This window comes from Streptomyces sp. NBC_01450, assembly GCF_036227505.1.
GTDB lineage: Bacteria > Actinomycetota > Actinomycetes > Streptomycetales > Streptomycetaceae > Streptomyces.
The window spans coordinates 1241166-1253593 of sequence record NZ_CP109480.1; the positions used below are offsets into that span (position 1 = coordinate 1241166).

The 12428-nt window shown below is 70.2% G+C and carries 12 protein-coding genes; 6 read left to right on the forward strand and 6 right to left on the reverse strand.

The features are described from left to right. The first annotated feature begins 16 nt into the window (after nucleotides 1-16). Entirely contained in the window at nucleotides 17-1510 is a 1494-nt protein-coding gene (locus OG568_RS05570; protein WP_329530549.1) for a carotenoid oxygenase family protein, read from the forward strand. 27 nt (nucleotides 1511-1537) lie between these two features. Continuing rightward, on the forward strand, nucleotides 1538-2083 hold the full coding sequence (locus OG568_RS05575; protein ID WP_329530550.1) for a mycothiol transferase: 546 nt from the start codon (nucleotides 1538-1540) through the stop codon (nucleotides 2081-2083). Here the strand turns inward: OG568_RS05575 and OG568_RS05580 are convergent. Together OG568_RS05580 and OG568_RS05585 are read right to left on the reverse strand one after the other, a co-directional pair. Then, nucleotides 2071-3135, reverse strand: a complete 1065-nt coding sequence (locus OG568_RS05580; RefSeq protein ID WP_266589193.1) for an adenosine deaminase — start codon at nucleotides 3133-3135, stop codon at nucleotides 2071-2073. The two genes, OG568_RS05575 and OG568_RS05580, sit on opposite strands and share 13 nt — an antisense overlap. A 43-nt stretch (nucleotides 3136-3178) precedes the next feature. Continuing rightward, nucleotides 3179-3574, reverse strand: a complete 396-nt coding sequence (locus OG568_RS05585; protein WP_054233807.1) for a VOC family protein — start codon at nucleotides 3572-3574, stop codon at nucleotides 3179-3181. Between the two features lie 390 nt (nucleotides 3575-3964). On the opposite strand from OG568_RS05585, the gene OG568_RS05590 reads away from it, so the two are divergent. Both OG568_RS05590 and OG568_RS05595 read left to right on the forward strand, forming a co-directional pair. Continuing rightward, nucleotides 3965-4693: a phosphatase PAP2 family protein gene (locus tag OG568_RS05590; protein WP_329530551.1), complete on the forward strand. Its 729-nt coding sequence runs from the start codon at nucleotides 3965-3967 to the stop codon at nucleotides 4691-4693. Between the two features lie 84 nt (nucleotides 4694-4777). Continuing rightward, nucleotides 4778-5488 carry a dienelactone hydrolase family protein gene (locus OG568_RS05595; RefSeq protein WP_329530552.1) on the forward strand — a complete coding sequence of 237 codons (711 nt, stop codon included), beginning with the start codon at nucleotides 4778-4780 and terminating at the stop codon, nucleotides 5486-5488. A 55-nt stretch (nucleotides 5489-5543) separates the two neighbouring features. Here OG568_RS05595 and OG568_RS05600 read toward each other — a convergent pair whose 3' ends face one another. The 4 genes from OG568_RS05600 to OG568_RS05615 all read right to left on the reverse strand — a co-directional run bounded on the left by OG568_RS05600 (nucleotide 5544) and on the right by OG568_RS05615 (nucleotide 9632). After that, nucleotides 5544-6449 (reverse strand): aldo/keto reductase, encoded by a 906-nt coding sequence (locus OG568_RS05600; protein WP_329530553.1) that lies wholly within the window; start codon nucleotides 6447-6449, stop codon nucleotides 5544-5546. A gap of 54 nt (nucleotides 6450-6503) precedes the next feature. After that, entirely contained in the window at nucleotides 6504-7394 is an 891-nt protein-coding gene (locus tag OG568_RS05605) for a glycoside hydrolase family 19 protein (RefSeq protein WP_266589185.1), read from the reverse strand. Between the two features lie 319 nt (nucleotides 7395-7713). Then, nucleotides 7714-9036 (reverse strand): aldehyde dehydrogenase family protein, encoded by a 1323-nt coding sequence (locus tag OG568_RS05610; protein ID WP_329530554.1) that lies wholly within the window; start codon nucleotides 9034-9036, stop codon nucleotides 7714-7716. A 149-nt stretch (nucleotides 9037-9185) separates the two neighbouring features. Further along, the gene (locus tag OG568_RS05615) at nucleotides 9186-9632 is read right to left on the reverse strand and encodes a MarR family winged helix-turn-helix transcriptional regulator (RefSeq protein ID WP_266632930.1); all 447 of its coding nucleotides are present in this window, start codon (nucleotides 9630-9632) and stop codon (nucleotides 9186-9188) included. Nucleotides 9633-9710: 78 nt separating this feature from the next. On the opposite strand from OG568_RS05615, the gene OG568_RS05620 reads away from it, so the two are divergent. Both OG568_RS05620 and urtA read left to right on the forward strand, forming a co-directional pair. Continuing rightward, nucleotides 9711-10823, forward strand: a complete 1113-nt coding sequence (locus OG568_RS05620; RefSeq protein WP_329530555.1) for a substrate-binding domain-containing protein — start codon at nucleotides 9711-9713, stop codon at nucleotides 10821-10823. Nucleotides 10824-11205: 382 nt separating this feature from the next. Beyond that, complete coding sequence (gene urtA / locus OG568_RS05625) at nucleotides 11206-12426, forward strand: urea ABC transporter substrate-binding protein (protein ID WP_329530556.1); 1221 nt, start codon at nucleotides 11206-11208, stop codon at nucleotides 12424-12426. Nucleotides 12427-12428: the final 2 nt, after the last annotated feature.

Consider the following 12428-nt stretch of genomic DNA (forward strand, 5'->3'; position numbering starts at 1 on the left):
AGGCTGGAGTACGGAGATGGCGGATCACACACGGCGGACGGTCCTGCGCGGGGCGGCGGTCGCGGCGGCGGGAGGGCTCGTCGGCTCGATGGGGGGCCGCGCGGCGGCGGCAGCGGAACCGGTGTCGGCACAGGGCGGGCATCGGTTCCCGTTCCTGGAGGGGGCGTTCAAGCCCGTCACCGAGGAGCTGACGGCGTTCGACCTCCCGGTCACCGGACGCGTCCCGCGCGAGCTGAACGGTCGTTTTCTGCGCAACGGCCCCAACGTCCTGGGTCTGGAGGACCCGCGCGCCCACCACTGGATGCTCGGCGAAGGCATGGTGCACGGAGTGCGGCTCCGGGACGGCCGCGCCGAGTGGTACCGCAACCGCTGGGTCCGCTCGGCCTCCGTGGCCGGGAAGCTCGGCGAGCCGTACCCCGGGCCCGTCCCGCCGGACGACTTCCCGTGCAACACCCATGTGATCGGGTACAAGGGACGGATCCTGGCCCTCCAGGAGAGCGGCCCGCTGCCGTACGAACTCGACCACGAGCTGAACACGGTGGGCACGTACGACTTCCGAGGGACCCTCGAAGGAGCCTTCACGGCCCACACCAAGTTCGACGCGGCGGCCGGCGAGCTGCACGCGATCGCCTACTACCCCACCTGGGACCATGTCCGGCACCAGGTGATCGACCACACGGGCCGGGTCGTGCGGTCCACGCGGATCCCGGTGGCGGACGCGCCGATGATGCACGACTTCGCGCTCACCGAGAAGTACGTCGTGATCTTCGATCTGCCCATCACCTTCGACCCCGAGGGAGCCGAGCGGGGCGACATCGTGCCGTACGTCTGGAACGAGAGGCACCCGACGCGGGTCGGTCTGCTGCCGCGCGCGGGCGGCGAGGTCCGCTGGTTCGAGGTGGATCCGGTCTACTACTCGCACACCCTGAACGCGTACGACGAGGGCTCGTCGGTGGTCGTCGACATGACGACCTACCCCGCGCCCTTCCATGTCGCGGGCCGCGGCTCCGACGGACCGTACGGCGCCGGCACCGCCTCGCTCGAACGCTGGACGATCGACGTGGCGCACGGCCGCGTACGCACCAGGACCCTCGACGACCGCCCGCAGGAGTTTCCGCGCGTCCACGAGGCGTTGGTCTCCAGGCGGCACCGTTACGCCTACACGGCGGCCGCCGCCGACATGACCCTGGCGTACCTGACGCCCGACGGGAACCCGCCCGACCGGGCCTTCGCCAACGCGCTGATCAAGCACGACCTGCTCCGCGGCACCACGCAGGTCCACCGGCTGCCGCGGGACGCCGCCGCGGGGGAGGCCGTCTTCGTCCCCTGCGAGGGCGCACGGGCCGAGGACGACGGCTACGCGGTCGCCTATGTGCACAACCCCGACCGCGGGGCCGCCGATCTGGTGATCCTGGCGGCCCAGGACTTCACGGGCGAGCCGGTCGCCCGGGTCCATCTCCCGGGGCGGGTGCCGCTCGGCTTCCACGGGAGTTGGATTCCGGACGCGTGAGGGACCGCGATGCGCGATGGTGGACGCATGCTTGCAAAGGACATCCTCATCGACGCGTACAGCCGCATCCAGGAAGAGGTCCATGCCGCCGTCGAGGGCCTGCCGCCGGACGTTCTCAACGCCCTCCCCCACTCTCGGCTTCGCTCGAGCGGGGGGACCCCCATCTCGGACGACGCCAACTCCGTCTCATGGCTGGTCTGGCACCTCACCCGCGTCCAGGACGACCATGTCGCGGACGCCGCCGGGCTCGAGCAGGTCTGGCTCTCGCAGGACTGGGAGAAGCGCTTCGGGCTCGATCTGCCGCGCCAGGACACGGGGTACGGGCACAGCTCGGCGAAGGTCGCCAAGGTACGGGTCGACTCCGCCGACCTGCTGACCGGGTACTACGACGCCGTGCACGAACAGACGCTGGAGTTCGTGCGCGGACTGACCGCCAAGGACTTCGAGCGGGTCGTGGACGAGCGCTGGGATCCCCCGGTCACCCTCGGCGTACGGCTGGTCAGCGTCCTGTCCGACGATCTGCAGCACGTCGGACAGGCCGCCTATGTACGGGGGCTGGTTCAGAGGGCGTAGCCGGGCAGGACGACGTCCTCGATGAGGGCCTTCCGCTCGTCGAACGGGATGAACGCGCTCTTCACGGCGTTCACCGTGACCGTGCGCAGGTCCTCCACCGTCCAGCCCGCCTCCTCGACCAGCAGCGCCATCTCGCGCGTCATCGTCGTGCCCGACACCAGACGGTTGTCGGTGTTGAGGGTGACGCGGAAGCCGAGGTCGCGCAGGGCGGTGATGGGGTGCTCGGCGATGGAGGTCGCCGCGCCCGTCTGGAGGTTGGAGGTCGGGCACATCTCCAGGGCGATACGGCGGTCGCGCACCCAGCCCGCGAGGCGGCCGAGCTTGCCGTCGACGATGTCCTCGGTGATACGGACGCCGTGGCCGATGCGCTGGGCGCCACAGACCTGGAGGGCCTGGTGGATGCTGGGCAGGCCGTGGGCCTCACCGGCGTGGATGGTGAACGGGACGCTCTCGCCGCGCAGGTGCTCGAAGGCGGCGAGGTGGTCGGCGGGCGGGAAGCCGTCCTCGGCCCCAGCGATGTCGAAGCCGACGACGCCGGCGTCCCGGAACGCCACCGCGAGGTCGGCGATCTCCCGGGTGCGGTCGAACATGCGCATCCCGCACAGCAGGGTGCCGACACGGACCGGGGTGCCCGCGGCCGCCGCCTTGGCCATACCGGCCGCCAGACCCTCCTGCACGGTCTCGACGACCTCGGGCAGGGTCAGCCCGCCGTTCACCATCAGCTCGGGCGCGTACCGGACCTCGCCGTAGACGACGCCGTCCTCGGCCAGGTCGAGCACGTACTCCTCGGCCGTGCGCAGCAGGCCCTCGCGGCTCTGCATCACGGCGAGGGTGTGCTCGAAGGTGGCTATGTAGCGCACCAGGTCACCGGAGTTGGCGGCCTCGTAGTACCAGGCGGCCAGCGCGTCCGGGTCGGTGGTGGGCAGCGTGTGGCCGACCGTCTCGGCGAGCTCCACCAGGGTGGCGGGGCGCAGGCCGCCGTCGAGGTGGTCGTGCAGCACGGCCTTGGGGAGGCGGCGAATGGTGTCGATGTCGATGCGGGGCGCGGTCATGCGTGTCGTTCCTCGGCAGGTTCTGAGCGGCTTGGTGGATGAGTCAGGCGGTGGCGGGCTGGAGCAGGTCCCAGCGGTTCCCGTACAGGTCCTGGAAGACGACGACCGAGCCGTACGGTTCGTGGCGCGGCTCCTCCAGGAAGGTCACGCCCGCCTCGCGCATGCGGGCGTGGTCGCGGGCGAAGTCGTCGGTGTGCAGGAAGAAGCCCACGCGCCCGCCGGTCTGGTCGCCCACCCGCCCGCGCTGTGCCTCGTCCTTGGCCCGGGCCAGCAGCAGTCCGCTGCCGCCGCCCTCCGTGCCCGGCTCGACGACGACCCAGCGCGAGCCGTCGGGCCGCGGCTGGTCCTCGACGAGCCGGAACCCGAGGGCTTCGGTGTAGAAGCGGATCGCCTCGTCGTAGTCGTCGACGACGAGGGTGACCAGCGCGATGCGTCGCATCGGGACCCCTTAGGTAGTTATACGTAACACGTTAGGGTACGGCATCCCATCGGATGCTCCCGTCCTGACACCCGGACGCCGGGTCGCAGGGCGCGGCGAGGTGCGGGACGCTGGGCACGCCGGCCGGGACCCCACGGGCAGGGTCCGCGCCGGGATCGGACCGCACCCGGTCGGCGTTCGTCTTTCACGTCCACAGCTTTCACGTCCGCAGCGGGAACGATCTCCGCCCGGCAATCGTCTACATTTCTGTAGACCGTCTACAGAAATGTAGTCATCGCGGACGCGGTCTTCCGTCGCGCCCGCACGCCCATGAGGGAAGGGGCCTTCGTCGATGTCCGCAGCCCTGCGCACCGCGCTGACGTACGTGGCCGATGTCCCCCGGGACCTGTCGTGAAGCGCGCGGACGTGACCGACCTCGCGGGATCGACCGCGGTCGGCAGCCTGGTGGCCTTCGTGCTGCTGACGCTGATCGTGACCGGTCAGGACGGCGCCCCGCTCTTCGGTGACCAGGACCTCAACGCCTGGTCGGCGCACCACCGCCCGCCCGTCGCGCTCGCCCTGGCCCGCGGGCTGACCTACACGGGCACGGGCGTCCTGCCGTATGCGATGGCCGCGCTGGCGGGCGTCGTCCTCGGTCGCACCGCGCGGCAGCGGACGCTCTTCGCCCTGGGCTGCGTCGGCTGTCTCGCCGCCGCCCAGGCCGTTCGGTACGGCGTGATGTCCCTGGTCGCCCGCCCCCGCCCCGCGACGCTGGAGTGGGCCACGCGAGCTTCCGGCTGGTCCTTCCCGTCGGGCCACACCACCACGTCCGCCATCGCCGGCGGACTGCTCGTCCTCGCGGTGCTCGCGCGGGCGCCACGCGGCGGCCGGGCCCTCGCGGCGCTCCTCGCGTGCTGGGCCGTCCTGGTCGGACTCACCAGGGTCTACCTGGGCGTTCACTGGTTCTCCGACGTGCTCGGCGGCTGGCTGTTCGCCCTGTGCTGGCTGAGCCTCGGCGTCTACACCCTCGCCCGCATCGCCCCGCGGACGTTGTCCTCCCTACAGCCCGCCGCGGAAGGTGGCCGCAGGGCGCGTCGTGCGGACCGTGCTGAAGCGAGCCGCCCACGCATGACATCGTGAAGATCGACTCGGGTCGGCCCCCGCCGCCCCCCTACCAAGCGCTGCCCCCCCCTGGCGAGCGCTGCCCCACAGGAGTTGAGTGCGATGTCCGAGCTGCCGAAGCCGACCGGAGCCCCCGCCCATCAGAACGTGACCTTCCCCAGCGCCGGGACCACGGCCCACGGCTATCTGGCGCTGCCGCCGTCCGGCCAGGGACCCGGGGTGATCGTCATCCAGGAGTGGTGGGGTCTGACCGACCACATCGCGCAGGTGGCGGACCGACTGGCCGCCGAGGGCTTCGTGGCCCTCGCGCCCGACCTGTACGGCGGCAATGTCGCCCATGACAGCGGCGAGGCCTTCCGGATGATGAAGGAACTGCCGGTGTCGCGCGGCGTCGAGCTGCTCTCCGGTGCGGTCGACCATCTGCTCGGGCTGCCCGAGGTCACCTCGGACACGGTGGGCGCGGTCGGCTTCTGCATGGGCGGCGGCTTCGTCCTCTACCTGGCCGCGGCCGACCCCCGGGTCAGCGCGGCGGTGCCGTTCTACGGCGTGATCCAGGGTGAACTGCCCGACTTCTCCCACCTGAAGGCGCAGATCCAGGGTCACTACGGCGAACTCGACACGAGCATCCCGAAGGAGAACCTGGAGCAGCTGAGCAAGGCGATCCAGCAGCAGGCCGGCATCGCCGCGGACTTCCGTCTCTACCCTGCCGGCCACGCCTTCTTCAACGACGGCCGACCGGAGACGTACCACCCCGAGTCGGCCGCGCGGGCATGGGAGAGCACGGTGGGCTTCCTGCACGAGCGGCTGGGCTGAGCACGTCGCCCGGGGCGGCCCGACGAGGACCGCCCCGGGTGACGGACCCCTACGGTCACTCGCCCGGCTGATGGAGGGCGTCGAGGCGGGCCATCTCGTCGTCGGCGAGCCGCAGCGCGCCCGCGGCGACGTTCTCGACGAGATGGTCCGGGCTGCCGGTGCCGGGGATGGCCAGCACATGCGGACCCTGCCGCAGGGTCCACGCGAGCCGTACCTGCGCGGGCGTCACGCCGTGCGCACGCGCCACGGCGAGCACCTCGTCGCCGTCGGCGCCGCTCGGCCCCTGCGCGCCGCCCTTGCCCGCGATCGCGAAGAACGGCACGAACGCGACGCCCGTTTCCCCGCACCTGCGCAGCAGTTCGTCGGTCTCCGCGCTCGGGGAGTCGAGCCCGTACTGGTTCTGCACGCTCACCACCGGTGCGATGGCCTGCGCCTCCGCGAGGTGCCGGGGTGTGACGCTGGAGATGCCGAGGTGCCGCACCAGCCCCGCCTCGCGCAGCTCGGCCAGTGCGCCGAAGTGCTCGGCGATCGAGTCCTGCCCCGTCCGCCGCAGGTACACGAGGTCGAGGTGGTCGCGGCCCAACTGCCGCAGGTTCTCCTCGACATGGGCGCGGAGCTGGTCCGGCCGGGCCGGGGTGCCCCACTCCCCCCCGTAGTCGCGGAACGGCCCGACCTTGGAGGCGATGACCAGGTCGTCCGCGTACGGGGCCAGCGCGCTGTTGATCAGCTCGTTCGCGGAGCGCAGCGACGAGAAGTAGAACGCGGCGGTGTCGATGTGGTTGACACCCAGTTCGATCGCGCGGCGTAGCACGGCGATCGACCGGTCCCGGCCGCTCGGAGTGCCGAGGTGGAAGGCCGCGCTGCCCGTCAGCCGCATCGCGCCGAAGCCGATGCGGCGGACGGGGAGATCTCCGAGTGTCCAGGTGCCCGCGGCTGCCGCGGTGATCGTTTCCGAGGTCATCGCGGCAGTTTCGCACACCTTTTCCGGGCCCGGGCGGCTGCTGTCGGCAGCCGATCAGCAGTAGAGGTTGCCGCCGGCCGAGGTCCCGAGGATCTGCACGAACCGCTGATAGGCGTCCACCCTGCTCTGCACCTGCGCCGGGTTCTTGCCGTCGCATTCCAGGGAGCCGTTGATGCTGCGGATGGTCTGGCCGAATCCCGCACCGTTGACCATGGCGTTGTGGCCCGTCATGCTGCCGGGCCCCGTCTGGGTGTTCCAGTACCAGAGGCCGGTCTTCCAGGCCACGGCGGCGTCGTTCTGCACCAGGTAGGGGTTGTTGAGGAGGTCGATGCCGAGCGCGTCACCCGCGGCCTTGTAGTTGAAGTTCCAGCTGAGCTGGATCGGGCCGCGGCCGTAGTAGGCCGACTGTCCGGCCGGGCAGCCGTAGGGCTGGCTCCAGTCGCAGTAGTGGGGGTAGTTGGCGGTGTTCTGCTCCACCACGTAGACCAGGCCGCCGGTCTCGTGGCTGACGTTGGCGAGGAAGGCCGCGGCCTCCTGCTTCTTCACGGTGTCGCTGCCGGTGTTGGCGAAGGCCGGATAGGCGCTCATCGCCGCCCGCAGACCGCTGTAGGTGTAGAAGGAACTCCGGTTCGGGAACATCTGGTTGAACTGCGCCTCGCTCACCACGAAGCCGTCGGAGGGAGGCGTGGAACCTCCGTCGCAGGCGTAGGGGTCCCAGTACCAGGTGCTGATGGTGGGGTCGTAGCCCGGGTTGTCGTGCTCGGCGATGTAGGTCTTCCCGTCGGTGTAGCGGACGACGTCACCGGTGACGTACGACCTCCCGGCCACCCAGTTCGGATAGCTCGAACAGGCGGCGGCGGAGGCCCCGGAGGCCGGTAGCAGCACCGGGGTGGCGGACGCGAGGGCGAGGGCGGTGAGGACTGCGGAGATACGGCGCCTCGACACAGGTCAACTCCTTTGCGGGACACGGCCGCTCCCGGACAAGGGCAGCGCGGGGCGGAGCCTTGTGCGCACGTGCCGGCGGAGCCGGCCACGGCGTCGGGGGCGGCCGTGGTGGGGGGTGTGGAGCCACACTCAACCGCTTTGGTATGTACCAGTCAAGGGTGTAGACCAGTCAGATCTGACAACGTTGGCAGAGAGCGCCGCGGACGTGCCGAACGCCCGTCAGGCGTTGGACGAAGGCCACCAGGCCGGGCGGGCGAGCATGGCGGTGCCCTGGCAGATCCGCGACGAACCGCCAGGGCACCGTAGGGCAGGACACGCCCTAGCCGAGCGGCTTCTCCAGCACCGCCTTGCGGTGGCTGAACGTCTCGATGGAGTAGCGGCCGTGGTAGCTGCCCATGCCGCTCTCGCCGACCCCGCCGAACGGCAGGTCGGAGACGGTCAGATGGGCGAGCGGCAGGCCGAAGCCGAGGCCTCCGGAGGACGTCTCCCCGGCGAACCGCTCCCGGGTGGCGTCCGACTCGGTGAAGACGTACAGCGCCAGCGGCTTGTCGCGGTCGTTGATGAAGTCGACGGCCTCGTCCAGCCCCGCCACCGTGACGATCGGCAGGATCGGCCCGAAGATCTCCTCCTGCATCACGGGCGCCTTGGGGTCGACGTCGGCGAGGACGGTGGGCGCCAGGTACTTGGCGGCCCGGTCGCCGGTGCCGCCGATGACGGCGCGGCCGGAGTCGAGCAGCGAGCTGAGCCGGTCGAAGTGCCGCTCGTTGACGATCCGCCCGTACTCGCCCGACCGCTGCGGATCGGCACCGAACAGGGCCTCGACGGCGCGGGCGAGCTCGGGCTCCAGCGCGCGGGCGGTCTCCGGGTCGGTGAGGACGTAGTCCGGAGCGACGCAGGTCTGCCCGGCGTTGAGGAACTTGCCGCGGGCGAGCCGATCGGCGACGACGGACAGGTCGGCGTCACGGTCGACGAACGCCGGGGACTTGCCGCCCAGTTCGAGGGCGACGGGGGTGAGGTGCTCGGCGGCGGCCCGCATCACGATCCGGCCGACCGCGCCGTTGCCGGTGTAGAAGATGTGGTCGAAACGCTCCGCGAGCAGCGCGGTGGTCTCCGGGACGGCGCCCTCGACGACGGCGACCGCGTCGGTGTCGAGGTAGCGCGGCAGCAGCCGGGCGATGGCCGCGGAGGTGGCGGGGGCGAGCTCGCTGGGCTTGACGACCACGGTGTTGCCCGCGGCCAGCGCGCCGAGCATCGGCGTCAGCAGAAGCTGCACCGGATAGTTCCAGGGGGCGATGACCAGGACGACGCCCAGCGGGTCGAATCGCGTCCAGGCCGTGGCGTCGGCGCCGAGGTGCGCGGGGACCGGGGCGGACTCGGGGCGCAGCCACTCCTCGAGATGGTCGAGGGTGTGGTCGATCTCGCGCACGGTGAAGTCGATCTCGGTGCGGAAGGCCTCGGTGGAACTCTTGCCGAGGTCCGCGTGGAGGGCTTCCGCGAGCTCGGCGCCGTGCGTGATGAGCAGCTCGCGCAGTCGGCGCAGTTGGGTGGTGCGCCACGCGAGGGGCTTGGTGCGGCCGGAGCGGAAGGTGGTGCGCAGCCGGGCCACGAGGTCGGCGGGCTGCTCTGGGGTGCGGTCGTTCACGGTGCCTCGCTGATCGGTGCGGACCTGGCGGCCCGCGGGCGGTCGTCTTGAGCCGGCAGGCTCGGTGTAAACACCAACCTTTCATGTAGCCAAATAAATTCCCGATACACGGAGAACACGTACCGTGCTCACCTCGTCACGCGAAGGCGTCAGAGGGCGGGCTCCGCGGGAGCTGCGTCGAGCGTGTCCACCAGGCGCTCCAGCAGGCCCCGCAGCAGCTCGTCCTCGCCGTCGCTCAGGACCGGGCACCGCGCGCGGACCTCGCGGTCGAGGCGGCGCCAGTACGTCTGGCCGCGGGGGGTGAGATGGGCGAGGATGCGCCGCCGGTCCAGGGGGTCGACGCGGCGGTGGACGAGGTTCTGGTCGACGAGCTGGTCCACGAGCTTGGTGAGCGTCGCGGGCGGCAGGAAGGCGGCTTCGGCGACCGCGGTCATGTGATGACCCTCACCGTCGGAGAGCAGGACGAGCACCCGCCAGGCGTCGAGCGAGCAGCCGTCCTCGTCCAGGACGGCCTCGAGGCGGCGCGCGGCCAGCCGTTCGGCCCGCGTCAAGAGCCGCATCAGGTCTTGAGGCTGACGCGCGGATCGGCTGGCCATCCTGCTCCTTGGTCATGGCGTGCGTACATCGTATGAGACGGACTGGAGTTCACCGCGGGGACCCGAAATCATGACGCCATGTTCGGGAGCGCTCCCCCTCCGCTCGACTGGTTCACGGCCGACGACTCCGTGCTCGGTGTGGCGCTCGTCTTCCCGCTCCAGGGGTCGGCGGGCATCTTCGGGCCCACCTGCGAGCTGTGCGCGCGGCTGGCCACGGAGGAGGTCAATCGCGCGGGCGGCGTCCTGGGCAAGGAACTGCGGCTGCTGCCCGTCGACGGCGGCGCCCCGCCGGGCGTCGTCGCCGACCACGTCGAGGCCCTGGTGGACCTGGGAGTCGTGCAGGGTGTCACGGGCTGGCACATCTCCTCGGTGCGGCAGGCGCTGGCGCCGAGGATCGCGCACCGGGTGCCGTACGTCTACACCGCGCTGTACGAGGGCGGCGAGCACACCGCGGGAGTGTTCCTCACCAGCGAGACACCGCGCGATCAACTCCGGCCCGCGATGGGACTGCTGGCGCACGAGCGCGGGGTGCGGCGCTGGTTCGTCGTCGGCAACGACTACATATGGCCGCGCCGTACGGCCCGTGCGGCGCTCGGGTACGCCCGCGAGTCCGGGGCCTCCGTCTGCGGGCAGTCCTATCTGCCGCTCGGCACCCACGACTTCGACGGCGTGCTGCGGCGCATCGAGCGGTCGGAGGCGGACGGCGTCCTGATGCTGTTGGTGGGCAGTGACGCGGTGCGCTTCAACCGGGCGTTCGCCGCGGCCGGACTGGATGAACGGTGTCTGCGGCTGAGCACGCTCATGGACGAGAACATGCTGATGGCCAGCGGTCCGAGCACCACCTCGGACCTCTTCAGCACGGCGGGCTTCTTCGCCTCGCTCGCGAATCAGGACACCCTCGACTTCCACGGCCGGTACGCCGGGAGGTACGGCGTCGAGGCACCGGCGCTCGGAAGCCTCGGCGAATCCTGTTACGAGGGTGTCCTGTTGCTCGCCGCGCTCATCGCCCGGGCCGGTTCGCTCGACGTGTCGGCGATCGGAGCGGCGGCCGACACCGTGTCGTACGAGGGGCCGCGCGGACTGCTCCACCTGCGCGGCAGCCATGTACGACAGCGGATCTATCTGGCGCGGGCCGAGGGCGTCGACTTCGACGTGGTGGCCGAACTCGATCTTCACGGATCCCGCCCTTGACATGTCCGCACCCGCACCAAGATACTTCCTACAGGAAGTAATGAGAATGCTCGGGCGATCTGTGAATTCATACATCGAATTCAGCCCCGGGCATTTTTTGTTGCCCGGAGAGAGCGGGAAGATACAGCCGGGAAAGTCTGGTGAAACGCCTTGGAAACAGGGCGACTTGAGGCTGTGACCGCACTTCAGGAACCAGTCGGCACACCATCAGCGGAAAGCTGGAGACTCGCACGCCATCACCGCCCCTGAAGGGCTGTCTCTCTCTTTTCGGCTGTCCCCTCATGGGACTTAGGGGGTTCTTTTGTCCAGCGTTTCCAGGCTTCCCAGGGTTTCCCCGGTTTCCAGCGCTTCCCGGGTTTCCAGCACCTCCAGGCGTCGGTTCATGGCCGGCACCGCGGCGCTCGCCGCGGTCGTCGCGCTCTCCGCGTGCGGCGCGAAGACCGACGCCGGCGGTGCGTCCGACAAGGCGGCGCAGGCCGACACCAGCGGTGACACGGTCAAGGTCGGACTCCTCAACTCGCTCTCCGGCACCATGGCGATCAGCGAGGTGACCGTGCGCGATTCGCTGAAGCTGGCGATCGACGAGATCAACGCCTCCGGCGGAGTGCTCGGCAAGAAGATCAAGCCGATCAGCGAGGACGGCGCCTCCGACTGGCCGACCTTCGCCGAGAAGGCGAGCAAGCTCATCAAGGAGGACCGGGTCGCGGCCACGTTCGGCTGCTGGACATCGGCGAGCCGCAAGGCCGTCAAGCCGGTCTTCGAGAAGAACAAGTCGCTGCTGTTCTACCCCGTGCAGTACGAGGGCCTGGAGGAGTCCCCCTACATCTTCTACACCGGCGCGACCACCAACCAGCAGATCGTCCCCGCGCTCGACTACCTCAAGTCGCAGGGCAGGAAGAAGATCTACCTCGTCGGCAGCGACTACGTCTTCCCGCGCACCGCCAACAAGGAGATCAAGGCGTACGCGAAGGCCAACGGCATGACCGTGCTCGGCGAGGACTACGCGCCGCTGGGCTCGACGGAGTTCAGCACGATCGCCAACAAGGTGAAGGCGTCGAAGGCGGACGCGGTCTTCAACACCCTCAACGGCGACTCGAACGTGGCCTTCTTCAAGGAGTACAAGTCCGCGGGGCTGACCGCCGCCAGCATGCCGGTGGTCTCGGTGTCGATCGCCGAGGAGGAGGTCAAGTCGATCGGATCGCAGTACCTGGCGGGCCAGTTGACGGCCTGGAACTACTACCAGACGACCCCCGGCGCGGCGAACGGCAAGTTCGTGAAGGCGTACAAGGCCGAGTACGGCCAGGACAAGCCGACCAGTGACCCGATGGAGGCCGCGTACACCTCGGTCTACCTGTGGAAGGCGATGGTCGAGAAGGCGAAGTCCTTCGACCCGGAGAAGGTCAAGGCGGCCTCCGACGGCATCACCTTCGAGGCACCCGAGGGCAAGGTCACGGTCGACGGCGCCAGCCAGCACATCTACAAGACCGCCCGCATCGGCAAGGTCGGCACCGACGGGCTGATCCAGGAAGTGTGGAACTCGGGCAAGCCGATCAAGCCGGACCCGTTCCTCAAGGGCTACTCCTGGGCCTCCGGCCTCTCCTGACC